The following is a 24,911-nucleotide window of genomic DNA, read 5'->3' as shown; positions in this document are numbered from 1 at the left end:
CGGTAAAGCGTTCCGCTTTACCGCGGAAAAGCGGATCAGGGCTTCACGTGGCGCAGCGCGAAGTCGAGCGCGACCTCCACCTGTCGGATGGTCTCCTCGATCACCAGCGAGCCGTGGCCGGCGTCGAAGCGGTACACCTCGTGCTCCTTGCCCAGCTCTTCGAGGCGGGTCAGGTAGTTGTCGATCTGTCGGATGGGGCAGCGCGGGTCGTTGGCCCCGGCGACCACGAGGACCGGCGCGGCGACGGCGTCCACGTAGGTGATCGGCGAAGACCGCACGTAGACGTCGCGCACCTCCTCGGGTGACCCGCCGAACAGCGCGCGGTCGTAGGCGCGCAGGCCCTCCATCTCGTCCTCGTACGCGGCGAGGTAGTCGGCCACGGGCACCTCGGCGATACCGGCCGCCCACCGCTCGGGCTGCGTCCCCAGGCCGAGCAGGGTGAGGAACCCGCCCCACGATCCGCCGGTCAGGAGCACGCGCGCCGGATCGACGACGCCCTCGGCGACCAGCGCGTCGTACACCGCGCCGATGTCCTCGAGCTCGGTGAGCCCGGGCCGGCCGGTCAGCGCGTCCCGCCAGGCAGACCCGTAGCCGGTGGAGCCGCGGTAGTTCACGTGCACGACCGCGTACCCGGCGTCCACGTAGGCCGCCCGGCGGGCGCGGTAGGAGTCGTCGTCGGCGGACTCCGGACCGCCGTGCACCAGGAAAGCAGTCGCGTACGGGCCCTCGCCGGCGGGCCGCACCAGCAGCGCGTGCACGTCCCCGCCCGGGCCGGGCACCCAGCGGTCCTCGACCGGGTAGGCCGCCGGCGGCTCCTCGTCGGAGACCGAGAGGACGACGGGGCCGTCCGCCCGGCGGATGACCGGCGGGAGCTCGGCGTTGGACCAGGCCAGCTCCACCGTGCCGTCGGGCCGGGCGGTTGCTCCACGGACGACGCCGGTCGGGGTGTCCAGCTTCTCCAGCGCCCCGCTGGCCAGGTCGTAGCGGTACAGCTCGCTGCGCGCGGCGTGGTCGTGCCCGACGAGCAGCGCCGAGCCGTCGGGGTACCAGCCGGCCGTGACGTCCCCGGGTAGGTCGAGGACGATCTCGGTCTCGGTGTCGGCCGCGACGTCCCAGATCAGCAGCTCCTCGCGGCCCCGGCGCTCGTGGCCCACCAGCAGCCGGGTGTCGCCGGACAGCGGGGCGAACTCCGAAGCGTGCAGGCCCCGGCCCTCGCCGTCCCACTTCTCCGCGACGACGGAATCGTCCGAGGTGCGCAGCACGCGCAGCGCCGGGTAGCGCGGGTCGCCGTGCTCGGAGTGGGAGATGACCAGCAGGTCGCCGTCGTGGGTGAGCGCGTCCACCGAGGCCGGGTCGGGGTGCCGGTAGATCACCCGCGGGGCCTGACCCCGGGGCGCGAGCCACAGCTCGCTGCCGTCGTCGGTGGACCGGCCGATGGCGACCAGCTCGTCGCCGATCTCCAGCCCCGCGGGGTACGCCGGGCCGACCTCGGGGACGGCGGGGGTGTCGGGACCGCCCTCGAAGGGCTGGGTCATCCAGACGCCGAACTCGTCCCCGTCCGTGTCGGCGAACCACCAGATCGTCTCGCCGTCCGGGCTCAGCGTGCCGATGAGCGTGCCGTTGGGCCGGTCGGTGACCTGGCGATGCGTGCCGGTGGAGCGGTCCCACGCGTACTGCTCGATCACGCCGCTGAGATCGGAGGAGTACAGGTTCCGGTGCGGGGCGTCGAACGCCCAGTCCGGCAGCGACACACGCGGTGCGCGGAACCGGGCCTGCCAGCGGGCGGTGACCTCGGGGGGAAGGGCGGGGGCGGGCGTCTGCTCGGCGGTGCTCTGTCTATCGGTTCCACTCGCAGGCTCGTTCACCCCGTCATCTTCCCCCGGCGCCGGCTCCCGTCGCGGCGGCGCCCTGCTCGGCGGAGTCCACGAGGTCCCCGCCCCCGCTCCGGTCGACGGCGGCGTCCCGGACGTCGCCGATCAGCTGCTCCAGCACGTCCTCCAGCGCCACCAGCCCCGTCGTGCGGCCGTCCACGACGACGCGGCCGAGGTGGGTGCCCTCCCGGCGCATGGTGGCCAGCACCTCGGGCAGGGCAGCGCCGGGGCTCAGCTCGACGAACGGGGTCAGGTGCTCGTCGGCGATCGGCCGGTCGCGGGCCTCGGCGTCCAGGACGTCCTTCACGTGCACGAAGCCGAGCAGGCCGTTCTCGCCCCGCACCGGGTAGCGGCTGAACCCGTGCTCGGCCACCACCGCCTCCAGCTGACGGGGGGTCGTGCTGCGGGGCACGGTGACGACGTCCTCGATCGGCAGCAGGACGGCGTCGATCTCGTGCTGCTCGAACGTCAGGGCGCCCGCGGCCAGCTCGCCCACCTCGCTGCCCAGCCGGCCCTCGCGCCGCGACTGGGTGACCATCGAGGCGATCTGGGCCTGGTCGAAGCTGGCCGCCACCTCGTCGGTCGGCTGCACGCCGAACAGCCGGACGAAGGCGTTGGCCAGGGTGTTGAAGAACCAGATGAAGGGCCGCAGCAGGCGCACCAGGGCGGCCAGCGGGGGCCCGAGCACGAGTGCAGCCCGGTCGGGGCCGGCCAGCGTGATGTTCTTCGGCACCATCTCGCCGAGCACCATGTGCAGGACGGTCACGATCGACAGCGCGATGGCCAGGGCGATCGGGTGCAACAGCCCCTCGGGGACGTGCGCGGACTCCAGCGGGACCTCGATCAGGTGCGCGATCGCGGGCTCGCCGACCGCGCCCAGCCCGAGCGAGCAGAGCGTGATGCCCAGCTGCGCGCCGGCCATCATCTCGCTGACGTTGCGCATCGCCGCCAGCGTCTTCACCGCCCGGGCCGACCCCGCCTCGGCTCGCGGCTCGATCTGGTCGGCGCGCGTGGAGACCAGGGCGAACTCCGCGGCGACGAAGAACGCGTTGCCCGCCAGCAGCGCCACCAGGATCAGCAGGCTCACGACGGTCATGCCCGCACCCCCTCGCGCGACCGGCCGGCCACGTCGATGTCGGCGGGAGAGGCACCGTCCGGGGTCTCCAGGCGGTGCACGCGGACCCGGGCCACCCGACGCCCCTCCACGGTCTCGACGGTCAGCTCGGCGTCGTCCAGCCGTACCGAGTCGCCCGGCTCGGGCAGCCGCTGCAGCCGCTCGGCCAGCAGCCCCGCGATCGTCTCGTAGCGGCCCTCGGGGACGGCGACGCCGGTGCGTTCCAGCACCTCGTCGGGGCGCAGCAGACCCGACACCACCCAGGTGTCGCCGTCGATCCGGCGCATCGTGCGCAGCGGCCGGTCGGTCTCGTCGGCGATCTCGCCCACCAGCTCCTCGACGATGTCCTCCAGGGTCACGACGCCGTGGGTGGCGCCCCACTCGTCCACGACGAGCGCCAGTTGGAGCCCCTGGTCGCGCAGCAGGTCCAGCAGCCGCTCCAGCTGCAGCGAGGAGGGGACGGCGAGCACCGGGACGGCGAGTTCCCCCGCGGTGCGGGTCCCGCGCTCGGCCTCCGGCACGGAGACGGCGTGCTTGACGTGCACCACCCCCGTCACCTCGTCGAGGTCCGAGCCGTACACCGGGAAGCGCGAGTTGCCGGACTCGATGGCGGCGGCGATCACGTCCGCAGCGGTGGCGCTGGACCGCAGCGTCCAGAGCCGGGTGCGCGGGGTCATCACGTCGGTGGCGAGCTTGTCGCCCAGCCGGAGAGACCGCTGCAGCAGCCGGGCCGCGACGGGGGACAGGTCGCCCTCCTCGGCCGAGCGGCGCGCGACCGAGACCAGCTCCTCGGCACCCCGGGCGGTGTCCAGCTCCTCGCGCGGCTCGAACCCGAGCCGGCGGACGATCCAGTTGGCCAGCCGCTGCAGCGCCCCGACGACGGGGCCGGTGACGCGGGTGAAGGCACGCATGCCCGGCGCGACGAACGCGGCGACCGCCATCGGGTCGGCGATGGCGAGGTTCTTGGGGCCGAGCTCTCCGAGCAGCATCTGCAGCGTGGTGGCCAGCGCGATGGCCAGGGCCAGCGCCACTCCGGTCGCGGTGGCCTCGCGCAGGCCCAGCGTCTCCAGCGGCCCGTGCAGGAGCTGGCCGATCGCCGGCTCGGCGAGGTAGCCCACGACCAGCGTGGTGATCGTGATGCCGAACTGCGCGGCCGACAGCTGGGTGGACAGCGTCTTCAGCGCGCGCACCACCGAGCGGCCCCGGGAGTCGCCGGTGGCGGCGGCCTCCTCCGCCCGCCCGCGGTCGACGGTGGTGAGGGAGAACTCGGCTGCGACGAAGAAGCCGGTGAAGACGGTGAGCACCACCGCGGCGAGGAGGAGCAGCCATTCGGTCATCGGGCTCCCCGGTGCCCCCGGGGAGAGGTGCTCAACCGGAACGGCTCCGGCCATTCCTCGGCGCGGAACGACTCAGGGGCCGCCATCGGCGGCCCCTGAGTGCTGGTCGGGGTGACAGGATTTGAACCTGCGGCCTCGTCGTCCCGAACGACGCGCGCTACCAAGCTGCGCCACACCCCGAGGTGCGCTGGTCGAGTCTAACGCGCTGTCTTTGTCGGCCCCTCTGCAGGGTCCCGCCGCGAGCGTGCGAGCGGTGGGGGGCAGAGGGGTCCTTCACCGGGCGGTGAGCGTGAGCAGGGTGGCCTCGGGGGGGCAGGCGAACCGGGCCGGGGCGTAGGGGCTCGTGCCCAGTCCGGCCGAGATGTGCAGCCAGGTGCCGTTCGGCCGCCCGGGCCGGGGCCCGGCCCAGCGGTGCAGCCAGCGCACCCGGTCGCGGTCGATGCCGCAGTTGGTCACCAGCGCGCCGTAGAAGGGCACCCGCAGCTGACCGCCGTGGGTGTGGCCGCACAGCAGCAGGTCGTAGCCGTCGGCGGCGAACCGGTCCAGCACCCGTGGCTCGGGGGAGTGCGCCAAGCCCAGGCGCAGGTCGGCCTCCGGGTCGGCCGGCCCCGCGACGACGTCGTACCGGTCGCGCAACAGGTGCGAGTCGTCGACGCCGGCGAACGCGATCCGGCGTCCGTCGACGATCAGCTCCCCCGCGGCGTTGGTGAGGTCCAGCCAGCCGCGGTCGAGCATCCCGTCGCGCAGGTCCCGCCAGGGCAGCTCGTCGCCGTGCACCCGCTTGTGGCCGGGGAAGAAGTACTTGAGCGGGTTCTTCGGCCGCGGCGCGTAGTAGTCGTTGCTGGCCAGCACGAACGCGCCCGGCCGCTCCATCAGCGGCCCCAGCGCCGCCAGCGTCGGGGGGACGGCGTCGAAGCCGGCCAGGTTGTCGCCGGTGTTGATGACCAGGTCCGGTTCGAGCGCGGCCAGGCCCGCGACCCACTCCTGCTTCGACCGCTGCCCGGCGGTCATGTGCAGGTCGGAGATGTGCAGCACGGTCAACGGCGCGGAGCCCGGTGCCAGGACCGGGACGTCGAAGCGGCGGAGCGTCCAGCGGGTGCGCTCGTACAGGCTCGCGTAGGCGAGCATCCCGGCTCCCGTGGCGGAGACGGCTGCGGGGACGGTGTACCAGCGCACAGCCGGAGCCTACGGGCGCGGGCCAGAGGGGCGTCGTGCCAGGCTGGGCCCGTGTCCGACCTGAAGAAGCAGCTGCGCGACGACCTGACCACCGCCATGAAGGCCCGCGACGAGCTGCGCACCGCGACGTTGCGCATGGTGCTCACCGCGGTGAGCGCCGAGGAGGTCTCCGGCAAGGAGGCCCGGGAGCTGTCCGACGACGAGGTGCAGGCCGTGCTGCGCCGTGAGGCGAAGAAGCGCAAGGAGGCCGCCGAGGCGTTCGCCGGTGCCGGCCGCGCCGAGCAGGCCGAGCGGGAGCGGGCGGAGGGCGACGTGCTCGCCGACTACCTGCCGGCCCAGCTCGACGACGCCGACCTGGCCGCGATCGTCGCCGACGCCATCACCCGCACCGGGGCCTCCGGCATGAAGGACATGGGCAAGGTCATGGGCGCCGCCAACGGCATCGTCGCCGGCCGGGCCGACGGGTCACGCGTGGCCGCGGAGGTCCGCCGCCAGCTGGGCTGAGGCCCGTCGCTCAGCCTCCGCCGCCGCCGGGTCCGCCACCGCCCGGGGCGCCTCCACCGGGGGCAGGCGCAGGAGTGCCTTCCTGCGGCGCCTCGGGGGCCGGCTGCTCCTCAGTGGGCTGCTCGCCCGCCGGCTCTTCCTCGGTGGGCCCGTCCTCGGCGGGCGTCTCGTCGGCCGGACGCTCGTCCGCATCGTCCGTGTCGCGCGGCGGGCGGGGCGACTGCGGTCGCGGCGCCGGCTTCGGCGGGCCCATGAGCTTAGGGTCGGCCGGCGGGAAGGCCGTGGTGGCCTTGCCCTCGAGGAACGGCGCCATGGCGTTGCGCCAGATGGTCGCGGGCAGGTTGCCGCCGAAGCCGCCGACGTCCTGCTTCTCCTTGGGGTTGAACACCATGACGCTGGCGGAGTACTCGGGCAGGTAGCCCACGAAGGCGACCGAGTCGCGGCCCTGGGAGGTGCCGGTCTTGCCGGCGATCGTCCGACCGGGGATGGCCGCCCGGGTCCCGGTGCCCGCCGGGGTGGCGACGTCGCCGACGAGGATGGTGCTCAGCGTGTTGGCGATGTTCGCCGGGATCGACTCCGGGGTGCAGTTGTCGCCCCTGACGACCGGTTCGCCGTTGTCCTGGGTGAGCGGCTCCCCGTTGCGGTCGAGCACCTCGGTCACCGGCACCGGGGTGCACTTCGTGCCCTCGGCGCCGAGGGTCGCGTAGGCGTTGGCCAGGTCCAGCGGGCTGGTGGCCTCGGCGCCGAAGGTGAAGGAGCCGAAGTTCCCGTCGATGATCTCGTCGGCGGTCTTCTGCTGACCGGGTCGACCGAAGGTCATGCCCATGCGCTCGGCCATGCGCACCGGGCCCTCGACGGTCCTGAGCCGGTCCTCCAACGCCAGGAAGTAGGTGTTCGAGGAGCGGACCAGGGCGCCGACCATGTCGAGCGTGGCGGGGTAGTTGCCCGCGTTCCGCACGCAGTACGGGCCGGACTCGTTGGTGCCGTTGCGGTCCTCGGCGCCACAGGCGGGGCCGCGGAAGACTCGCGAGGTGTAGCGGTTGCCCGGGGTGGTGATCGTCGTGTTCGCCGGGATGCCCGCCTCGAGCGCGGCGGCCGCGGTGAAGGTCTTGTAGGTGGAGCCGGCGCCCTTGCTCGCCGCGGTGTTGAGCACGACCTCCTCGCACTCGGGCCCCTCGCAGCCGTACCGCCGGTTCACGCTCATGGCCAGCACCCTGCCGGTGCCCGGCTCGATGGCGGTGAACATGCCCGCGAGCCGATCGCCCATCGGTACGGACTGCAGCACGGCCTGGTCACCGGAGCGCTGCAGGTCGGGCAGCAGCGTGGTCTTGATGGTGAGAGCGCCGTTCTTGAGCTGGTCGTCGGTGAGCCCGAGGTCCTGGGTCAGGTGCTTGAGCGCGTAGTCGCAGAAGAAGGCGCCGATCGAGGCGTCGATGCAGCCGTTCGGCGGGGCGAGTCCGGGCGTGATCGCCACCGGCGTGGGCGCGATGTCCCGGTACTCCTGCTCGGTGATGTGCTCCAGGTCGAGCATCCGCGCGAGCACCTGGTTGCGGCGGACTTGCGCCTTCTCCGGGTTGTCGATCGGGTCGTCGTAGAACGGGCTCTGCACCAGGCCGGCCAGCATGGCGGCCTGCGGGAGGGTGAGGTCGGCCGCGTCGACGCTGAAGTACCGCTGGGCGGCGGCCTGGATGCCGTAGGCGCCCTTCCCGAAGTACACGATGTTCAGGTACCGGGTGAGGATCTCGTCCTTGTCGTAGGTCTCCTCGAGCGCCAGCGCCAGCCGGGCCTCGCGCAGCTTGCGCGCCGGCGTCTGCTCGGTGGCCGCGTCCCGGCCCTCGGCGGAGTCCGCCGTCTGCAGCAGGGTCTGCTTCACCAGCTGCTGGGTGAGGGTGGAGCCGCCCTCCTGGACCGAGCCCGCGGCCAGGTTCCTCACCAGCGCGCGCATCGTGCCCTGCACGTCGAGGCCGTTGTGCTCGTAGAACCGCGAGTCCTCGATGTCGACCAGCGCCTGCTTCATCACGTCGGCGATCTGGTCCGAGGTCACCGGCGTGCGGTTCTTCTCGTACAGGTTGGTGATCAGCGTGCCGTCGGCGGCGACCACCTTCGACATGCCGACCGGCGTCGCGTCGGTGAGCTCCACGGGCAGCGCGTCCAGCAGGCTGGCGGAGTTGCGGGCGACGAGCCCGCCACCGCCGACCCAGGGCAGCAGGAGACCGGCGAGCAGCACCCCGGCGACGACGATCGTCAGGGCGAGCTTCCCGATGATGCGGGTGCGGAGGCGGGCGTCTTCGGACATCGCTGCCAATGTACGGCGCGCGGGCCCGCGCGAGCCCGGGTCAGCCGCGGCGCGCAGGCAGGATCCGCGTCCGCGGCGTGCCGGTCGGCGTGTCCGCGTCGTCGCCGGTCAGCTCGGCGGCCATGGTGCGCAGTCCGTCGAGGTCGTGGACGTCGCCGGCCGCCGCGGGCACGGTGCGGACCGCCACCTCCGGGTGGGCGCTGGTGAAGCGGTCGGCCAGGTGCTGCTCGCGGGCGGCCAGGGTCATCCGCTCGGCGTGCACGCGCAGCGCAGCGGCGGCGAGGTCGGCGTCCGGACCGCCGGCCTCCAGCACCGCCTCGGCGGCCGCGGCGGCCCGGGTCGCGGACAGCGCCGCCGTTGCCGGCGGGTGGGTGCGGTTGACGACCAGGCCGGCCAGCGGCATGTCGTCGGCGGACAACCGGTCGACGAAGTAGGAGGCCTCCCGCAGCGCGTCGGGCTCGGGAGAGGCGACGACGACGAACCACGTGCCCGGCCGGCGGAGCAGCTCGTAGGTGGCGGTGGCCCGCTCGCGGAAGCCGCCGAACATCGTGTCGAGGGCGGCCACGAACGCGGAGATGTCCCGCAGCAGCTGGCCGCCCAGGATCTTGGACACGATCCGGCTGAAGAGCAGGAAGCCCGCGCTGGCGAACTTGAAGCCCGTACGGCTCGGCGCCATGAGCAGCCGGATCATCGTGCCGTCGAGGAAGCGGCTCATCCGGTTCGGGGCGTCGAGGAAGTCCAGCGCCGACCGCGAGGGCGGGGTGTCCACGATGATCAGGTCCCACTGCTCGCTGGCCCGGAGCTGCCCCAGCTTCTCCATCGCCATGTACTCCTGCGTTCCGGAGAACGACGAGCTCAGGGTCTGGTAGAAGGGATTGTCCAGGATCTGCTGGGACCGCTCGGGAGTCGAATGCGCGACGACGATGTCGTCGAACGTCCGCTTCATGTCCAGCATCATCGCGTGCAGCTCGCCCTCGGCCCCCGGTACTTCCACCCGCCGGGGCTCGTTGTCCAGCTCGGTCAGGCCGAGGGACTGGGCCAGCCGCCGGGCCGGGTCGATGGTGAGGACGACGACGCTGCGACCGGCCTCCGCGGCGGCCAGGGCCAGGGCCGCCGAGGTCGTCGTCTTGCCCACGCCGCCGGCGCCGCAGCAGACCACGATCCGGGTGTCCGGGTCGGCGATCAGCGCGCCGAGGTCCAGCGGGGGCGCCGCGGGGCGCGTGCGGCCGGAGCGGGCGGCCGGGTCCTGGGGCACGGGCGCGGCGCTCACGCGGCCACCTCACGGCGCAGGTGCTCGTCCAGCCGGCCGGCGAGCTCGAACAACGCGCCGAGGTCCATCGGGCCGGTGAGCAGGGGGAGCTCCACCGTCGGCAGGCCGAGCGCGTCGACGTCGTCGCGCAGCGCGTCCTGCGCCGTCCACCTCCGGGCGTGCTCGACCGTCTGCGCGGCCAGCGCGTCGGCGACCGCTGCGTCGGCGGGCAGGTGCGCGGCAGCCAGCGCGGGCGCGAGGTCGGCACCGGTGAGCCCGGAGGAGGCGGCCCGCGCGAGGTCGTCGGACGGGAGCACCGGGTCGGTGGCCAGGTTCACGATCACCGAGCCGAGCGGCAGGCCGGCCTTGCGCAGCTCGTCGATCGCGTCGGCCGTCTCCTGCACGGGCATGTCCTCGAGGATCGTCACCAGGTGCACGGCGGTCTGCGGCGACCGCAGCACCGCCATCACGCCGTCGCTCTGGGTCTTGATCGGCCCCGATCGCGCCAGCTGGCCCATCTCGTTCGTCACGTTGAGGAAGCGGGTGATCCGTCCGGTGGGCGGAGCGTCGACGACGACGGCGTCGTAGACGTTCTGCCCGTCGTGGCGGCGGGTGACCGCCTCCTTGATCTTCCCGGTGATGAGCACGTCCCGGAGGCCCGGCGCGATCGCCGTCGCGAAGTCGATGGCGCCCATCTTGCGCAGCGCCCGCCCGGCGCGGCGCAGGTTGTAGAACATGTCGAGGTAGTCCAGCAGGGCCTCCTCGACGTCGATGGCCAGCGCCTTGACCTCGCCGCCGCCGCGCGCGACCGCGACCCGGCGCTCCTCGTAGGGCAGCGGGGCGGTGTCGAAGAGCTGGGCGATGCCCTGCCGGCCCTCGGTCTCCACCAGCAGCACCGAGCGCCCGTCGGCCGCCAGGGCCAGGGCGAGGGCGGCGGCCACGGTCGTCTTCCCCGTGCCGCCCTTGCCGGTGACGACGTGCAGGCGCGCGGACGTGGGGAGAGGGCTCACCGCTCCAGCGTAGGAGTGGAAGGACCTCCCTGCCCCCCACCGTTCGCAAGCTCACGGCGGGGCCCTGCAGGGAGGCCGTTCCAGCACGTCACCCCGGGGGCTGCGCTAGCGTCGCGCGCATGACCGAATCGGCACGCCAGCGGTGGGAGTACGCCACCATCCCGCTGCTCATCCACAACACCAAGGCGATCCTCGACTCCTGGGGCGTGGACGGCTGGGAGCTGGTGACCGTCCTGCCGGGCCCCAGCGGCTCGGACCAGCTGGTGGCCTACCTCAAGCGCCCGGCGTGACCACCCCGGCTGGCGGCTGGCACGCGCGGCTGGCCGAGCTCGGCATCCGGCTGCCCCCGGTGGCCGCACCGGTCGCCGCCTACGTCCCCGCGGTGCGCACCGGCTCGCTGGTCTTCACGTCCGGCCAGCTGCCGTTCGTCGACGGCGGCCTGCGCCGCACCGGGAAGGTCGGCGGCTCGGTGGACGCCGAGGCCGCGGCGGCCGACGCCAAGGTGTGCGCGCTCAACGGCCTGGCGGCGATCGACGACCTGGTGGGCCTCGACGAGGTGGCCCGCGTCGTGCGCGTCGTCGGCTACGTGGCCAGCGCCGAGGGCTTCACCGGCCAGCCCCGCGTGGTCAACGGCGCCAGCGAGCTGCTCGCCAAGATCTTCGGGGACGCCGGCCGGCACGCCCGCAGCGCGATCGGCGTCGCGGAGCTGCCGCTGGGTGCACCGGTGGAGGTCGAGCTCACCGTGGAACTCCGGTGAGCGACGAGATCCGCCATGCCGCGACGGTCCTGATCGTCCGCGACGGGGCGCCCGGCCTCGAGGTGTACCTGCTGCGCCGCACCAAGGGCATGCCGTTCGCCGGCGGGATGACGGCCTACCCCGGCGGTGGGGTCGACGAGCGGGACGCGGACACCGAGATCGGCTGGGCCGGCCCCTCGCCGGCGGAGTGGGCCACGGCCTTCGGCTGCGACGAGCGCCTTGCCCGGGAGCTGGTCTGCGCCGCCGTCCGGGAGACGTTCGAGGAGGCCGGCGTCCTGCTGGCCGGCCCCGCGGAGGGCGCTGTCGTACCGGACGTCTCCGGGGACGACTGGGAGGAGCAGCGCCAGGCGCTGCTGAGTCGCGACCTGTCGCTGACCGAGCTGCTCGCCGGCCGCGGGCTGGTGCTGCGGTCGGACCTGCTGCGCCCGTTCGCGCACTGGATCACCCCGCCCATGGAGTCCCGCCGCTACGACACCAAGTTCTTCGTGGCGGCGCTGCCGGCCGGGCAGGAGGCGCGCGACGTCTCCGGCGAGGCGGACGAGGCCGCCTGGCTCGCACCCGCCGCTGCGCTGGCCGAGCACCACGCCGGCGACCGGCCGATGCTCCCGCCGACGTCCCACACGCTGTCCCAGCTGGGCCGGTTCGCCGACGTCGCCGCGGCGCTGGCCGGCTCCCCGCCGGACCCGCTCGAGCCGATCATGCCGGGGTTCGAGGAGACGCCCGAGGGCCGTTTCGCCGTCCTCCCCAACGGCGACCGCGTCCCCCTGGTCGTGCCGAAGAAGAACTGAACGACGGAGAAAGGCCCCGGGACCGTGACGGTTCCGGGGCCTTCCTGCGTTCGGGAGTGGTTACCGCGCGCGGCGGCGGAGCCGGTCCTCGTCGAGGACGACGACCGACTTGCCCTGCAGCTGGATCCAGCCGCGGTGCACGAAGTCGGCCAGCGCCTTGTTCACGGTCTCGCGGGAGGCGCCGACCAGCTGGGCCAGCTCCTCCTGCGTCAGGTCGTGCTTGACGCGCAGGCCGTCGCTCTCGCGGTTGCCGAAGCGGTCGGCCATCTGCAGCAGCGCCTTGGCCACGCGGCCGGGGACGTCGGTGAAGATCAGGTCGGCGACGGAGTCGTTGGTGCGACGCAGGCGGCGGGCCAGCACGCGCAGCAGCTGCTCGCCGATCTCCGGGTGCGCCTCGATCCAGGGGCGCAGCACCGACTGCGGCATGCGGGCCAGCCGGACGTCGGTGACCGCGGTCGCCGTCGCCGTCCGCGGGCCGGGGTCGAACACCGACAGCTCGCCGAACTGGTCGGACGGGCCCATGACGGCCAGCACGTTCTCGCGGCCGTCGGGAGCGCGGCGGGACAGCTTGATCTTGCCCGTCATCACGATGTAGAGGCTGTCGCCGGGCTCGCCCTCGTTGAAGACGACCCGGCCGCGGGGCAGCGTGACGATCTCGAGGCGGCTGAGGACGGGGTCCACCGCGTCTTCCGAGAGTCCCTGGAAGAGCCCCGACTGGGCCAGCACCTCGTCCACTGCACGTCCTTTCCCACTGCCGATGACGGGACGCAGAGCTCCCGTGTCCGCAGGGAGTCTATGGGGCTGTGCGACGGGTCACCCGTTCGGTGGCTTGCGACGTCCCTCCTCCGAGCGAGAAGAAGGACCTTCCTGCCCCCCACCACTCGCACGCTCGCGGCGGGTCCCTGCAGAAAGGCCGTCGACAGGGGTGGACGACGCGCCTAGACCAACGGGGGATTGGTGGTGCGCCGGGAGCGGCGACGCCGCCGCCAGCGGAACAGCGCACGCCGCAGGCCGGAGTGGGTCATGGTGTCGACCTCGTCGGCGTTGGCCGTGTCCAGGAACTCGCCGACCTCGCGAGGGGAGGCGGGCCGGCGCAACGGCTCCTCGACCCGCTCCATGACGAGCAGGAACGCGATGAGCAGGGGCGGGAAGAGGATGACGCTCAGTGCGACCACGGCGACCTCCTCGACTTCCTGCGACGCGACGTGCGGTCTCCCCGGCGGAGCCCGACCGGGATCGATGATGACACGGACGGTCGCTGTCAGCCGGGCCGCCTACGCTCGGTCGCGTGTCCGCCCCCGCTCCTCCGCCGGCCTACGCGCGCCCGGCCCCGGTCCGCCGGCCCACCGTGGCCGCCCGCACGGGGGCGTCCCCGTTCGACCCGGGCGAGACCCCGCTGGGGCGCACCCGCCGGGCGCGGCGCATGGCCCGCGAGCTGGCGGTGATCCACCCCGACGCGCACTGCGAGCTGGACTTCACCAACGCCTTCGAGCTGCTGGTCGCCACGGTGCTGTCGGCGCAGACGACGGACAAGACGGTCAACAAGGTGACGCCGACGCTGTTCGCCCGCTATCCCGACGCGGTGGCCCTGGCCGGCGCCGACCGGACCGAGCTGGAGGAGATCCTCAAGCCCACCGGGTTCTTCCGCGCGAAGGCCAACTCCGCGCTCGGGCTGGCGCAGGCGCTGGTCGAGCGGTTCGACGGCGAGGTGCCCGGCCGGATGGCCGACCTGGTGACCCTTCCCGGCGTCGGGCGCAAGACGGCCAACGTCGTCCTGGGCAACGCGTTCGGCGTCCCCGGCCTGACCGTGGACACGCACTTCGGCCGGCTGGTCCGTCGCTTCGGCTGGACCGAGGAGGAGGACCCGGTCAAGGTCGAGGCGCAGATCGCCGAGCTGATCCCGAAGAAGGAGTGGACCGACTTCTCCCACCGCGTGATCTTCCACGGCCGCCGCGTCTGCCACGCCAAGAAGGCCGCGTGCGGTGCGTGCGGGCTGGCGAAGTGGTGCCCCTCCTACGGGATCGGCCCGGTCGACCCGGAAGCGGCGGCGAAGCTCGTGAAGACCCCCGCCGCCTCGGACACGGAGTGAGGCGGCGCGCGGCGCTCGCCGCCGTGGCACTGCTCGCCCTTTCCGGGTGCACCGACGACGCCGAGGAGCCCGGGTCCGAGCCGCAGGCGAGCGTGCTCGTGCCGTGCCCGGACCAGCCCGACACCCCGGCGCGCGGTGCCGAGCTGATGCCCGCCCTGTCCCTGGACTGCCCGGCCGGGGGAACCCTCGACCTGGGCCGCGCCCCGGGCGTGCCCACGCTGGTCAACCTCTGGGCGACCTGGTGCGCGCCCTGCCGCGCGGAGCTGCCCGTGCTGCAGCAGTTCGCCGAGGACGCCGGCGACCGGGTGCGGGTCCTGGGTGTGATCAGCAAGGACGGCCGGCCGCAGGCGGAGTCCTTCGCCGACGACCTCGGCATCGGGTTCCCCAGCGCCTTCGACGGCGAGGGTGAATTGATGGCCGAGCTGGGACTCAACCTGTTGCCCTTCACCTACTTCCTGGACGCCGACGGCGGGCTGGTGCACACCGAGCTGGGTGAGGTCGGCTCCGCCGAGGAGCTGCGGGGCCTGGTCGCCGAGCACCTGGGAGTACAGCTGTGACCGCCCGGACCGGGGACGCGCGCACCGACGGGCTGCCCGAGTACCTGGAGCGGCTGCTCGACCAGGCCCACGACCTGCCGCTGGCCCGACGGATGCCGCAGCCGTCGGCGACCGCCCGGCGCTCGGCGGTGCTGATCCTGTTCGGCGAGGGCCCGACCGGCCCGGACCTGTTGTTCATCGAGAAGTCCGCCCACCTGCGCAGCCACGCCGGGCAGCCCGCCTTCCCCGGTGGCGGGGTGGAGAGCGGCGACGACTTCCCGGTCGGCACCGCCCTGAGGGAGGCACAGGAGGAGGCCGGGATCGACCCCGACGGCGTCCGTGTCCTGGCCACCCTGCAGGAGCTGTACCTGCCGCCGTCCAACCGCCTCGTGGTGCCGGTCGTCGGCTGGTGGGACGACCCGCGCGACGTCAGCGTGGGCGACCCGCACGAGGTGGCCCGCGTGGCCCGCGTCCCGCTGGCCGAGCTGGTGGACCCGGCGAACCGGTACCGGCTGCGCCATCCCTCCGGGTACGTCGGCCCGGCCTTCGCGGTCGCGGACATGGAGATCTGGGGCTTCACCGCGGGGCTGGTCGACACGATCCTCGAGGCGGCCGGCCTCTCCCGGCCGTGGGACACCGCCGACGTCCGGACGCTGGGGCAGGCGCAGCTGAGCCCGTACACGCTCCCGGGCAGCGGGGACGACGACGACCCGGCCGGCGACGCCGCCGCGCCGACGGTCGCCGATCCCGCGCCGGACGGGCCCCCGACGCGTACGGTTCCGCCCCGATGAACGGGCGGGTGCGGCAGAGGGCGGCGGCCCTGTGCGCCGCCGCGGTGGTCGCGACGGGCGCGCTGGCCGGGTGCGGTGGCAGCGGGTCGGACGGCGCGGGCGGAACGCCGCCGTCGTCGCCGTCGGGGGCGGACGTCGGCACGGTCACCGTCGCGGAGGACGGCGTCCAGGAGATCACCCTGCAGACCCAGGACGACTACGTCTTCACCCCGGCCCGCTTCACCGTCGCCCCCGGCAAGGTGCGGCTGACGCTGGTCAACGCCGCCGAGCAGATGACGCACAACCTGGAGTTCGACGAGGGCAAGGGTCCGGAGCCGATCGAGGCGGGGATCGACTACCTGGCGCCCGGCCAGGAGATGACCATCGACTTCGAGGTCACCGTGCCCGGCGACCACCCGTTCACCTGCACGTTCCACACCCAGCTCGGCCAGGTGGGCACCATGACGGTGAGCCAGGAGGGCTGACCGTGTCACTCGTGGACGTCGTGCTCATCGTGCTGGCGCTCGCCTTTGCGCTGTCCGGCTTCCGGCAGGGCCTGCTCGTGTCGGCCGCCTCCATCGCCGGCTTCCTCGGTGGCGCCGTCATCGGCGCGCAGCTGTCCGGTCCCGTCGCCGAGCGGATCGAGGGCTCGAGCGTCACGCGGGTGTTCGCCGCTCTCGTGGTCGTGCTCGCCGGTGCGCTGCTCGGCCAGATCCTGGCCGGTGCGATCGGCCGTGCCGTGCGCCGCAAGGTCACCTGGGAACCGGCCAAGATGGTCGACTCGGTCGCCGGCGCGGTCGTCTCCGCCGCCGCCGTGCTGCTGGTCGCCTGGATGGTCGCCTCGCCGCTGGCCACCTCGCCGTTCCCCGAGGTGGCCGGGCAGGTGCGCCAGTCGGCGCTCGTCCAGGCGGTCGACGAGACCGTGCCCGCCAGGGTGCGATCGGTCTACGACAACCTCCGCCAGGCCATCGACCGGCGCGGCCTGCCCGACGTGCTCGACCCGCTCACCCCGACCGAGGTCCGGGACGTCCCGGCACCCGACCCGGCGCTGGAGGGCAGCCCGGTGGTCGCCCAGGTGCGCGGCTCGGTGGTCAAGATCACCGGGGTGGCGCCCTCGTGCTCCCGGCAGATCGACGGCTCGGGCTTCGTCTACGCCCCGGAGCGGGTGATGACCAACGCCCACGTGCTCGCCGGGGTCACCGAGCCCACGGTCGAGGCCGGGGGCGAGAGCTACGACGCGACGCCGGTGTACGTCGACGAGGCGATCGACGTCGCTGTCCTCGCCGTGCCGGGGCTGCCGCAGGAGCGCCTGCTCTTCACGGATCGGACGGCGGTCGCCGGGGACGACGCGATCATCATGGGGTACCCCGGCGGCGGTCCCTTCTTCGTCGGGGCCGCGCGGATCCGCGACCAGAACGACATCAGCGGGCCCAACTTCCGCAACACCGGGACCGTCGTCCGCGACGTCTACTCGCTGTTCGGCAGCGTGCGGGCCGGCAACTCCGGTGGACCGCTGCTGGCCCCCGACGGCAGTGTGCTCGGCGTGGTCTTCGCCTCCGCCATCGACGATCCGAACACCGGCTACGCACTCACCGGCCGGACGGTCGGCGACGCGGCCAGGCTCGGCGAGGAAGCGCGGACAGCGGCCGACACCGGCCCCTGCGAGTGAGTAAGAGGACCCCCCTTCCCCCCCACCACTCGCTCCGCTCGCGGCGGGGCCCTGAAGGGGGGCCGTTCCATGGCGTCGCCATGGGCGGCTCCGCTGCGCTACGCGGCCCAGTCGGCGATGGCGGTGCTGACCTGGTCGGGGGCCTCCTCGGGGAGGAAGTGGCCGAAGCCGGGGAGCTCTCGCCACTCGTAGGCGCCGGCGACGTAGCGGCCCGATCCGAGGGCGGTCGCGGGCAGCACGCAGCTGTCCAGCGCGCCGTGCAGCTGCAGCGTCGGGGCCGAGATCGGCGCGGACATGCGCCGGGCGTACCGGAGGCCGTCCGGGCGCAGCTGCGACCGTCCGGCCCAGCGGAAGTACTCCATCGAGCCGTAGGCGGCCTGCGGGATGCGAGCGGCGGCGCGGTACCGGTCGACGGACTCGGCGAAGTCCGCGGTGCGCGTCCAACCGGGGCCCGACCAGGCGCGGAGCAGCTCGGCCACCGGGTCGTCGTCGTCGCGGGTGAGCCGGCGCTCCGGCAGCCGCGGCAGCTGCGCACCGAGGAAGTAGCGGAACGCCCGGCGCTGGGCCGCATCGGTCATGCCTGCACGCAGCCGGCGCGGGTGGGCCATGGAGAGGACGACGAGGCGGCGGACGCTGCGCGGGTGCAGCGCGGCCATGGTCCAGGCGACCAGTGCCCCCCAGTCGTGCCCCACGACGACGGCGTCCCGCTCGCCGAGGGCCCGCACCAGCGCGGCGACGTCGGCTGCGGCGGTGGGCAGGTCGTAGCCGCGCGGGGGCTTGTCGCTGGCGCCGTACCCGCGCAGGTCCGGGGCGACCACCCGGAACCCGGCCCCGGACAGGGCGGTGAGCTGGCTCCGCCACGTCCACCAGAACTGCGGGAACCCGTGCAGCAGCAGCACCAGCGGGCCGTCGCCGGCCTCGGCCGCGTGCAGCCGGATGCCGTTGGCCGAGATGTCGCGGTGGGCCCACGGTCCGGGCAGCAGGACGCTCGTGGCGTCCGGCTGCCCGCCCGGAGGGACGGTCACCGGGGGCTCAGACCTTGTACGACTCGTTGCCGCGCAGGACGACCCGGCCGTTGCTGACCTCGGGCACCGCCCGGTGCCGCTGGCCCGGCGCCTCGCGGTGCAGCACCTCGGGGAGGTCGGAGAGGGTCTCCAGCGTGCGCTCGGGCTTCTCGATCTTCGAGATCATCCGCTTGCCGATGAGGGCGCAGATACCGGCCAGGACCAGCAAGAACAGCGTGACGATGCCGTAGGAGACCCAGCGCGGGAGACCCAGCGCGGTGAGCGCCTCGGCGATCGTGACGAAGAGGTAGATGCCGGCGAACGCCGCCAGGACGCCCGCGGCGCCGAAGAGGCCCACGCTGATGCCGGCCTTCTTCGCCGACCGGCCCACCTCGGCCTTGGCCAGCTCGATCTCGCTGCGGACGAGCGTGGAGATGTCGGCCATGGCGCTCTGCACGAGGGTCCCGACGGAGGGCTCGTCGGCTCCGGCCGTCGAGTCCCGGGGGGCCGGCGACACACTGTGGGCCACGGGGGCTCCTCCTTCGATCGGTACAGCTGGTCAGGGTCGTGCTGATCAAGGAAATGGTGCCGCACGACGGCCGGGCGCGCGCCCCCGCACCCCCGGCCCCCTCGCAGGGACCCGACCTGAGCCTGCGAAGGGTGGGGGGCGAGCGGGTCCTCCGTCAGTCCTCCGAAGGCGCGGCGGGGAGCTTCTCCTTGATCAGGTTCATCACCGACGAGTCGGTCAGCGTGGTGACGTCACCCAGCTCCCGGTTCTCGGCGATGTCCCGGAGCAGCCGCCGCATGATCTTGCCCGAGCGGGTCTTGGGCAGCTCCTGCACCACCATGATCTGGCGGGGCTTGGCGATCGGGCCGATGTCGCGGGCGACGTGGTTGCGCAGCGTCTGCACGAGCTCGTCGCCGGAGTCGACGCCGCTCTCGCGCAGGATGACGAACGCGACGATGCCCTGGCCGGTGGTGGGGTCGCTGGCGCCCACGACCGCGGCCTCGGCAACCGACGGGTGGCCGACCAGGGAGGACTCCACCTCGGTCGTGGAGATGCGGTGGCCGGAGACGTTCATGACGTCGTCCACCCGGCCGAGCAGCCAGATGTTGCCGTCGGCGTCCTTCTTGGCGCCGTCCCCGGCGAAGTAGACGTTCGTCCCGAAGCGCGACCAGTAGGTGTCGACGTACCGGGCGTCGTCGCCCCAGATCGTGCGCAGCATCGACGGCCACGGCTCGGTGAGCACGAGCAGCCCGGTCGAGTCGTCGGCCAGCTCGTTGCCCTCGTCGTCGACGACCTTGGCGGAGATGCCCGGGAAAGGCACCTGCGCGGAGCCGGGCACCAGGGTCGTCACGCCCGGGAGCGGGTTGATCATGTGGCCGCCGGTCTCGGTCTGCCACCAGGTGTCGACGATCGGGCAGCGACCCCCGCCGATGTTCTGGTGGTACCAGAGCCAGGCCTCGGGGTTGATCGGCTCTCCGACCGAGCCCAGCACGCGCAGCGTGGAGAGGTCGAAGCCGGCGGGGACGTCCTCGCCCCACTTCATGAACGTGCGGATCACCGTGGGCGCGGTGTACAGGATGGTCACCCCGTACTTCTGCACGATCTCCCACCAGCGACCGCGGTGCGGGGTCTCCGGCGTCCCCTCGTACATCACCGACGTCGCCCGGTTGGAGAGCGGCCCGTAGACGATGTAGCTGTGGCCGGTGACCCAGCCGACGTCGGCCGCGGTCCAGAAGACGTCCTCGTCGGGCTTGAGGTCGAAGCTCGCCCAGTGGGTGAAGCTGACCTGCGTGAGGTAGCCGCCCGAGGTGTGCAGGATGCCCTTCGGCTTCGCCGTCGTCCCGGACGTGTACATGATGTAGAGCGGGTGCTCGGCGTCGAAGAACTCGCAGGTGTGGTCGGGGGACTGGCGGCCCACGACGTCGTCCCACCACAGGTCGCGGCCCTCGGTCCACTCGACGTCCTCGCCGGTGCGCTTGACCACGAGCACGTTGCGGACGCCGGGGGAGCGGCCCACGGCGTCGTCGACCGCGGGCTTGAGGGCGCTGGGGGCGCCGCGCCGGTAGCCGCCGTCGGCCGTGATGACCAGGACCGCGCCGGCGTCGTCGAGCCGGCTGGCCAGGGCGTCGGCGGAGAAGCCGCCGAAGACGACCATGTGGACGGCGCCGATGCGGGCGCAGGCCAGCATCGAGATCACCGCCTCGGGGATCATCGGCAGGTAGATGGCGACCCGGTCGCCGGCCTGCACGCCGAGCTCGGTCAGCGCGTTCGCGGCCCGGGAGACCTCGTCCTTGAGCTGGGCGTAGGTGATCGTCCGGGTGTCGCCGGGCTCGCCCTCCCAGTGGTAGGCGACCTGCTCGCCGTGGCCGGCCTCGACGTGCCGGTCGACGCAGTTGTAGGCGACGTTGAGCTTCCCGCCGACGAACCACTTGGCGAAGGGCGGGTTGCTCCAGTCGAGCACCTCGTCCCACTGCCGGTCCCAGGACAGCCGCCCGGCCTGCTGCGCCCAGAAGGCCAGCCGGTCGGCCGCCGCCTCCTCGTACACCCCGGGGCCCACGTTGGCCCGGGCGGCGAGGGCCTCGGGCGGCGGGAAGGTCCGGCTCTCGGTGGGCTGGCTCGTCTCGCTCATGCGCTACCTCCGCGGTCCGGCGTCGTCGGAGCCCGGCGACGCGACGTGGCTCGGGTCACACGGTATGGGTTCCGGGCGCCCTGGTGATCCCCGGGACGGTGGGCGGCCGGTTCCGTGCGGCGGCCGGTCAGACTGGCCGCGTGCAGACCCCGGACCAGGACGCCGTGGTGCGTCGGCTCCCCGGGGCCGGGGCCCTCGGGCTGCTCGTCCCGCCAGGGGCGGCGCTGGTGCCGGCCGACCGGCTGGCGGATCCCGCGTGGACGGCGCGGGTGCTCGAGGCGCGTGCACCGCGGCGGCCGGTCGACCGCCGGGTGCTCGCGACGGTGTGGTGGTACTCGGCCTCCTCGGTCCTGGTGACGCCGCCGTTGGCCGGCCTGGTCGCCGGCATCCCGCTCTCGGCCCGGCTGGCCGACCTGACCGTGGCCCTGCTGCCGGGGGAGGTGCCGATCGCGGCGCTGGCGACCGCGGGCGCCCCGTACCCGGCGGACGACCTGCGCGCGTCCCTGGCCGCGGTCGTCGCGGCGGTCGCCGAGGCCGGCGGTGTCCGGGAGCGCCCGCTGTGGGCGATCGCCACCGACTCCCTGGCCAACCGGCTGCTCGACCTCGGCCGGGCGGCGGGTGATCCCGCCGCGTCGACGGATCGGGCGCGCGCCCTGGCCGAGGCGATCGGTGCCCCGCTGCCGGTGCCGCGGTACGAGGACGTCGGCGGCGCCCGGTTCACCCGCCGGGCCTCGTGCTGCCTGCTCTACGAGCTGCCGTCCGGGTCGATGTGCACGTCCTGCCCGCGCCGCCCGCCGGGGGAGCGGCGCGCGCTGCTGGAGCGAGCGGCGCGTCGCTGGTGAGGCGAACGGCGCCGTGAGCACCCTCAGGAGTGCCGTACGTCCTGGAAGGGGACGTCGCGGTCGATCTCCGGCTCCCGGGGCAGGCCGAGCAGCCGCTCGCCGATGATGTTCCGCTGGATCTGGTCGGTGCCCCCGCCGATCGAGGTGAAGTAGGCGTTCATCGACGCGAAGTTGGCGTCGTCGCCGTCGGGGTGGTCCGGCCCCTCCAGCAGCGCCTGGGGCCCGACGATCGCCGACTGCACGCGCCCGGTCTCGTGCACGATGCGCGACATCGCCAGCTTGCCCAGCGAGGCCAGCGGCGAGGAGCTGCCCTGCTCGGCCTGCGCCTGCGCGCGCTGGTTGTTCCAGCGGTTCACCGAGCGCAGGGCCACGACCCGGGCGATGTCGCGGCGGAGCAGCACGTCGCCGTCCCGGCCGTGCCGCCGCGCCAGTTCGACCAGGTCGGCCTCCGCGCGCCCGTTCGCGCGGGTCATGGCCCCCAGGTTGGCCTGGCCGAGCGCGACCCGCTCGTAGGCCAGCGCGGTCAGCAGCACCCGCCAGCCCTGCCCGGGCTCACCCAGCATGTTCGACGCCGGCACGCGGACGCCGGTCAGGAACACCTCGTTGAAGTGCGCCTCTCCGGTGATCTGCCGCAGCGGCCGGACCTGCACCCCGGGCTGATCCATCGGCAGGAAGAAGAAGCTGAGACCCCGGTGCTTGGGTGCGGTGGGGTCGGTGCGGGCGAGCAGCATGCCGTAGTCGGCGCCGGCCGCGTTCGACGTCCAGACCTTCTGGCCCTCCACCACGTACTCGGTCCCGTCGAGCACGGCGCTGGTGCGCACCCCGGCGAGGTCGGACCCGGCCCCCGGCTCGCTGTAGAGCAGGCACATCCGCACCCGGTTCTCCAGCAGCGGCCGCAGCAGCCGCTCGCGGAGCTCGGCCGTGCCGTGGGAGAGCAGGGTGTTGGCCCAGAGGTTGGTCCGGTCCTGGCCGCTGCCGGGGGCGCCCGCGCGGGCGAACTCGGCCTCGACGATGCGCGCCTGCGCGTCCGGCAGATCGCGGCCGTTGGCGGCGCGGGGCCAGCGCGGGACGGCGTACCCGGCGTCCACCACGGCGGCGAGCCACCCGGCGCGGTCCCGGGCCGGGTCCCAGTGCTCGGCCAGCCAGGCGCGGACCGCGCCGCGGACGTCGTCGTCGCTGCTCATCCCGTCGTCCTACCAGGTCGGGCAGGGCGGGTCAGGGGCGCAGCACGACCACGGCCAGCGCCATCACGCCGACCAGCAGGATCAGTGCGGCCACCGCCACGTACAGGCGGGCATCGGGCAGCGCCTCCTTCCGGCGCAGCCGGGCGTCCGCCGTGCGGGAGCGCAGCGCGGCGCGGGCACCGATCACCGCGACCAGGGCGGTGGTGCAGGCGGCGAGCGCCACGGCGACGACCGGCGAGCGGTCCAGCAGCAGGCGGCCGATGAGCAGGGACGCGCCGTAGCCCGAGAGCACGGTCCGGCGCCAGGCCAGGGTCGTCCGCTCCAGCTGCAGGCCGGGGTCCCACGGTGGGAGGCGCGCGGATCGTGCGCTCACAGCAGGATCAGGAGCACCAGGCCGAGGGCGATCGCCACGATGCCCCCGGCCAGGACCGTCCCCAGGCCGAGGCCGGGGAGCGGCTCGCGCCGCCGCATCGCCCGCTCGTTGGCCATCCACCGGGCGAAGGCGGCCGCGCTGGCAGCCATGCCGAGGACGATGAGCGCGGCCGCGAGCGGGCGGTACCCGTCGGCGTCGGCGTCCCCCGACTCGGCCAGGACGTCGACCGCCACGCCGGCGACGACCAGCGCCAGCGCGGTCCGCAGCCAGGCCAGGAAGGTCCGCTCGTTGGCGAAGGTGAACCGCGGATCCGGCTCGGTGCCCTCCCCGTAGACCCGCGCCGGCCAGCGCCCCACTAGTCCTGCTTCGGCGCCAGGAGCCGCGCCGAGGGTCCGGCCTGCGGTCCCGTGCCCTCGGTGACCTTGCGCGACTCGGCCGCCGCCCAGGTGAAGATCCCGCGCGCCATGAGCGATTCCTCGGCCTTCGCCCGGGCGTCGTAGACCTCGGCCCGCGCGGCGTGGGCGGCGGTGTCCGAGTCGTCGGCCTGCACGGCCAGCTCGGCGAAGTGCGCGGCCAGGCGCAGCTCGCCGGCGTCGGCGTAGCGGCGGGCGACGTCGGCCAGGGCGGTCGAGCCGCCGGCCAGCTCGGCCACCGCGGCGGCGAGCTGCCGGTCGGGGGCGGGCTTGAGGTTGGCCGGGTTGCCGTCGTACCAGCCCGCGTAGCGCCGCCAGAGGTTGCGGACGATGAACTCCGGCTCGTCGTACCGGGCCCGCAGGTAGGGCCGGTCGGCCAGGTGCTCCGGTGGCTTGACGGCGTGCACCAGCTCGTCCAGGCGGGCCCCGGCGTTCATGCCGTCGAGGGTCTGCTCGACCAGGCTCTCCAGCCACTCGGCGGTCTCGGTGAGCGCCTGGCGGATGCGGTCGGCACCGAAGATCGGCGCGCCGTGCGAGGGCAGCATGGTCTCCGCGCCCAGCGCCGCCATCCGCCGCATCGCGATGGCCCACTCGCGGGGGTAGCGCTGCACCTTCTGCGGGTTGCCGCAGTTCGGCGTCACCCAGATGAACATGTCGCCGGGGCACAGGATGCGCTGCTCGGGCAGCCAGCCGACCGTGGCGTCGTCGGTCTCGCCCTGGACGTGGAAGAGCTCCATGGTCAGCCCGCCGCGGGTGAGCGTCATGCCGTCCCGGTAGGTGACGTCGGGGCGGCGGTACTCGGTCGGCCAGGTGAGCTGCGGCGCCTGGAACTGCCGCTGGTTGATGACCGCGTTGTAGCCGTTGGTCAGCACGTACCGGTCGAACCGGTCACCGATGAGCTCCTGGGCGACGACGGTCGGCCGGGGCGTGTCCTCGGCGTCGAAGGGGCCCACGCCGAAGACGTGGTCGATGTGCCCGTGCGAGAAGACGACCGTGCTGACCGGATCCGGGCTCCACCGCCGGATCGCGGAGTGCAGCGCCGGGGCGCCCATCGGGTTGCCGCTGTCGAACAGCACCAGCTCACCGCCGGCCCGGAAGGTGATGACGTTGCCGAAGCCGGGGTGGAAGCCCACGCCGTCGGCGACGTCGAGGACGCCGCTCCCGCCCGAGCCGCTCTGCGCGATGTTGTCGTCGGCGGCGCCGTTCCAGACGTCGTCGGCGTAGTCGGTGAGGGAGCGTGTCATGCCGTCCACCGTGGCGCCCCGGAGCGGGACGGGCAACCGGCCGGAGGGC

The 24,911-nt window shown here is 73.8% G+C and carries 26 protein-coding genes and 1 tRNA gene; 10 read left to right on the top strand and 17 right to left on the bottom strand.

Annotation, left to right across the window (positions count from 1 at the left end; genetic code table 11):
* Positions 1–35 precede the first annotated feature (35 nt).
* From BLS70_RS11585 to BLS70_RS11565, 5 genes are all read right to left on the bottom strand, one after another.
* Complete coding sequence (locus BLS70_RS11585) at positions 36–1,865, bottom strand: S9 family peptidase (protein ID WP_091767685.1); 1,830 nt, start codon at positions 1,863–1,865, stop codon at positions 36–38.
* 4 nt (positions 1,866–1,869) lie between these two features.
* Entirely contained in the window at positions 1,870–2,967 is a 1,098-nt protein-coding gene (locus BLS70_RS11580) for a hemolysin family protein (RefSeq protein WP_091767682.1), read from the bottom strand.
* Complete coding sequence (locus BLS70_RS11575; RefSeq protein ID WP_091767679.1) at positions 2,964–4,322, bottom strand: hemolysin family protein; 1,359 nt, start codon at positions 4,320–4,322, stop codon at positions 2,964–2,966. The genes BLS70_RS11580 and BLS70_RS11575 overlap by 4 nt, the downstream gene beginning before the upstream one ends.
* A 103-nt stretch (positions 4,323–4,425) precedes the next feature.
* A tRNA-Pro gene (locus BLS70_RS11570) sits at positions 4,426–4,502 on the bottom strand.
* A 93-nt stretch (positions 4,503–4,595) separates the two neighbouring features.
* Positions 4,596–5,498: a metallophosphoesterase gene (locus BLS70_RS11565; protein WP_091767676.1), complete on the bottom strand. Its 903-nt coding sequence runs from the start codon at positions 5,496–5,498 to the stop codon at positions 4,596–4,598.
* A gap of 51 nt (positions 5,499–5,549) precedes the next feature.
* Here BLS70_RS11565 and BLS70_RS11560 point away from each other — a divergent pair, with 51 nt between their 5' ends.
* Positions 5,550–6,002, top strand: a complete 453-nt coding sequence (locus BLS70_RS11560) for a GatB/YqeY domain-containing protein (protein WP_091767672.1) — start codon at positions 5,550–5,552, stop codon at positions 6,000–6,002.
* Positions 6,003–6,012: 10 nt separating this feature from the next.
* On the opposite strand, the gene BLS70_RS11555 is transcribed toward BLS70_RS11560, so the two are convergent.
* Genes BLS70_RS11555 through bagA form a run of 3 tightly spaced genes read right to left on the bottom strand, consistent with a single transcriptional unit; the run spans position 6,013 to position 10,557 of the window.
* Positions 6,013–8,298: a transglycosylase domain-containing protein gene (locus BLS70_RS11555; protein ID WP_091767669.1), complete on the bottom strand. Its 2,286-nt coding sequence runs from the start codon at positions 8,296–8,298 to the stop codon at positions 6,013–6,015.
* Between the two features lie 40 nt (positions 8,299–8,338).
* Positions 8,339–9,568 (bottom strand): ATPase BagB, encoded by a 1,230-nt coding sequence (bagB, locus tag BLS70_RS11550; RefSeq protein ID WP_255362412.1) that lies wholly within the window; start codon positions 9,566–9,568, stop codon positions 8,339–8,341.
* On the bottom strand, positions 9,565–10,557 hold the full coding sequence (bagA, locus tag BLS70_RS11545) for an ATPase BagA (RefSeq protein ID WP_091767666.1): 993 nt from the start codon (positions 10,555–10,557) through the stop codon (positions 9,565–9,567). Before bagA ends, bagB begins: the two co-directional genes overlap by 4 nt.
* A gap of 119 nt (positions 10,558–10,676) precedes the next feature.
* On the opposite strand from bagA, the gene sp36 reads away from it, so the two are divergent.
* Genes sp36 through BLS70_RS11530 form a run of 3 tightly spaced genes read left to right on the top strand, consistent with a single transcriptional unit; the run spans position 10,677 to position 12,102 of the window.
* Positions 10,677–10,847: a Sp36 family protein gene (sp36, locus tag BLS70_RS20770; RefSeq protein WP_091767663.1), complete on the top strand. Its 171-nt coding sequence runs from the start codon at positions 10,677–10,679 to the stop codon at positions 10,845–10,847.
* Complete coding sequence (locus BLS70_RS11535; RefSeq protein ID WP_091767659.1) at positions 10,844–11,314, top strand: RidA family protein; 471 nt, start codon at positions 10,844–10,846, stop codon at positions 11,312–11,314. Before sp36 ends, BLS70_RS11535 begins: the two co-directional genes overlap by 4 nt.
* Entirely contained in the window at positions 11,311–12,102 is a 792-nt protein-coding gene (locus BLS70_RS11530) for an NUDIX hydrolase (protein ID WP_091767656.1), read from the top strand. The genes BLS70_RS11535 and BLS70_RS11530 overlap by 4 nt, the downstream gene beginning before the upstream one ends.
* Before the next feature lie 60 nt (positions 12,103–12,162).
* Here the strand turns inward: BLS70_RS11530 and BLS70_RS11525 are convergent, their stop codons facing one another.
* Together BLS70_RS11525 and BLS70_RS11520 are read right to left on the bottom strand one after the other, a co-directional pair.
* Positions 12,163–12,837, bottom strand: a complete 675-nt coding sequence (locus BLS70_RS11525; protein WP_091767653.1) for a Crp/Fnr family transcriptional regulator — start codon at positions 12,835–12,837, stop codon at positions 12,163–12,165.
* Positions 12,838–13,040: 203 nt separating this feature from the next.
* Positions 13,041–13,277 carry a hypothetical protein gene (locus tag BLS70_RS11520; protein ID WP_091767650.1) on the bottom strand — a complete coding sequence of 79 codons (237 nt, stop codon included), beginning with the start codon at positions 13,275–13,277 and terminating at the stop codon, positions 13,041–13,043.
* Between the two features lie 113 nt (positions 13,278–13,390).
* On the opposite strand from BLS70_RS11520, the gene nth reads away from it, so the two are divergent.
* The 5 genes from nth to BLS70_RS11495 are packed head-to-tail and all read left to right on the top strand — an operon-like array spanning position 13,391 to position 17,166.
* Entirely contained in the window at positions 13,391–14,191 is an 801-nt protein-coding gene (nth, locus tag BLS70_RS11515; RefSeq protein ID WP_091767647.1) for an endonuclease III, read from the top strand.
* Positions 14,188–14,748: a TlpA family protein disulfide reductase gene (locus BLS70_RS11510; RefSeq protein ID WP_091767643.1), complete on the top strand. Its 561-nt coding sequence runs from the start codon at positions 14,188–14,190 to the stop codon at positions 14,746–14,748. Before nth ends, BLS70_RS11510 begins: the two co-directional genes overlap by 4 nt.
* Positions 14,745–15,518, top strand: coding sequence for an NUDIX hydrolase (locus tag BLS70_RS11505; protein ID WP_255362411.1), 774 nt, complete (start codon positions 14,745–14,747; stop codon positions 15,516–15,518). The genes BLS70_RS11510 and BLS70_RS11505 overlap by 4 nt, the downstream gene beginning before the upstream one ends.
* Positions 15,515–15,982 (top strand): plastocyanin/azurin family copper-binding protein, encoded by a 468-nt coding sequence (locus BLS70_RS11500; protein ID WP_091767640.1) that lies wholly within the window; start codon positions 15,515–15,517, stop codon positions 15,980–15,982. Before BLS70_RS11505 ends, BLS70_RS11500 begins: the two co-directional genes overlap by 4 nt.
* Positions 15,983–15,984: 2 nt before the next feature.
* Complete coding sequence (locus tag BLS70_RS11495; RefSeq protein WP_091767637.1) at positions 15,985–17,166, top strand: MarP family serine protease; 1,182 nt, start codon at positions 15,985–15,987, stop codon at positions 17,164–17,166.
* Positions 17,167–17,264: 98 nt separating this feature from the next.
* Here the strand turns inward: BLS70_RS11495 and BLS70_RS11490 are convergent, their stop codons facing one another.
* The 3 genes from BLS70_RS11490 to acs all read right to left on the bottom strand — a co-directional run bounded on the left by BLS70_RS11490 (position 17,265) and on the right by acs (position 20,806).
* Positions 17,265–18,191 (bottom strand): alpha/beta fold hydrolase, encoded by a 927-nt coding sequence (locus BLS70_RS11490; protein ID WP_091767634.1) that lies wholly within the window; start codon positions 18,189–18,191, stop codon positions 17,265–17,267.
* A 7-nt stretch (positions 18,192–18,198) separates the two neighbouring features.
* Positions 18,199–18,699: a phage holin family protein gene (locus BLS70_RS11485; protein WP_091767631.1), complete on the bottom strand. Its 501-nt coding sequence runs from the start codon at positions 18,697–18,699 to the stop codon at positions 18,199–18,201.
* Between the two features lie 154 nt (positions 18,700–18,853).
* Entirely contained in the window at positions 18,854–20,806 is a 1,953-nt protein-coding gene (gene acs, locus BLS70_RS11480; protein WP_091767628.1) for an acetate--CoA ligase, read from the bottom strand.
* A gap of 140 nt (positions 20,807–20,946) precedes the next feature.
* On the opposite strand from acs, the gene BLS70_RS11475 reads away from it, so the two are divergent.
* Positions 20,947–21,648 (top strand): (2Fe-2S)-binding protein, encoded by a 702-nt coding sequence (locus tag BLS70_RS11475; protein WP_091768443.1) that lies wholly within the window; start codon positions 20,947–20,949, stop codon positions 21,646–21,648.
* Between the two features lie 23 nt (positions 21,649–21,671).
* On the opposite strand, the gene BLS70_RS11470 is transcribed toward BLS70_RS11475, so the two are convergent.
* The 4 genes from BLS70_RS11470 to BLS70_RS11455 are packed head-to-tail and all read right to left on the bottom strand — an operon-like array spanning position 21,672 to position 24,862.
* Entirely contained in the window at positions 21,672–22,832 is a 1,161-nt protein-coding gene (locus BLS70_RS11470; RefSeq protein WP_091767624.1) for an acyl-CoA dehydrogenase family protein, read from the bottom strand.
* A gap of 31 nt (positions 22,833–22,863) precedes the next feature.
* Positions 22,864–23,205, bottom strand: a complete 342-nt coding sequence (locus tag BLS70_RS11465; RefSeq protein ID WP_091767621.1) for a DUF202 domain-containing protein — start codon at positions 23,203–23,205, stop codon at positions 22,864–22,866.
* Positions 23,202–23,561: a YidH family protein gene (locus BLS70_RS11460; protein WP_091767618.1), complete on the bottom strand. Its 360-nt coding sequence runs from the start codon at positions 23,559–23,561 to the stop codon at positions 23,202–23,204. The genes BLS70_RS11465 and BLS70_RS11460 overlap by 4 nt, the downstream gene beginning before the upstream one ends.
* On the bottom strand, positions 23,561–24,862 hold the full coding sequence (locus BLS70_RS11455) for an alkyl sulfatase dimerization domain-containing protein (protein WP_091768440.1): 1,302 nt from the start codon (positions 24,860–24,862) through the stop codon (positions 23,561–23,563). The genes BLS70_RS11460 and BLS70_RS11455 overlap by 1 nt, the downstream gene beginning before the upstream one ends.
* Positions 24,863–24,911 lie beyond the last annotated feature (49 nt).

Source organism: Blastococcus aurantiacus, from assembly GCF_900102425.1.
Classification (GTDB): Bacteria; Actinomycetota; Actinomycetes; order Mycobacteriales; family Geodermatophilaceae; genus Blastococcus; species Blastococcus aurantiacus.
Note: the sequence above shows the minus strand (reverse complement) of the source record. Positions and strands in the feature narration are given on the sequence as shown.

Coding starts and splice junctions, on each gene's coding strand:
- BLS70_RS11580 (WP_091767682.1), bottom strand. CDS start 2,967: ATGACCGTCGTGAGCCTGCTGATCCTGGTGGCGCTGCTGGCGGGCAAC.
- BLS70_RS11575 (WP_091767679.1), bottom strand. CDS start 4,322: ATGACCGAATGGCTGCTCCTCCTCGCCGCGGTGGTGCTCACCGTCTTC.
- BLS70_RS11555 (WP_091767669.1), bottom strand. CDS start 8,298: ATGTCCGAAGACGCCCGCCTCCGCACCCGCATCATCGGGAAGCTCGCC.
- sp36 (WP_091767663.1), top strand. CDS start 10,677: ATGACCGAATCGGCACGCCAGCGGTGGGAGTACGCCACCATCCCGCTG.
- BLS70_RS11500 (WP_091767640.1), top strand. CDS start 15,515: ATGAACGGGCGGGTGCGGCAGAGGGCGGCGGCCCTGTGCGCCGCCGCG.
- acs (WP_091767628.1), bottom strand. CDS start 20,806: ATGAGCGAGACGAGCCAGCCCACCGAGAGCCGGACCTTCCCGCCGCCC.
- BLS70_RS11470 (WP_091767624.1), bottom strand. CDS start 22,832: ATGAGCAGCGACGACGACGTCCGCGGCGCGGTCCGCGCCTGGCTGGCC.
- BLS70_RS11455 (WP_091768440.1), bottom strand. CDS start 24,862: ATGACACGCTCCCTCACCGACTACGCCGACGACGTCTGGAACGGCGCC.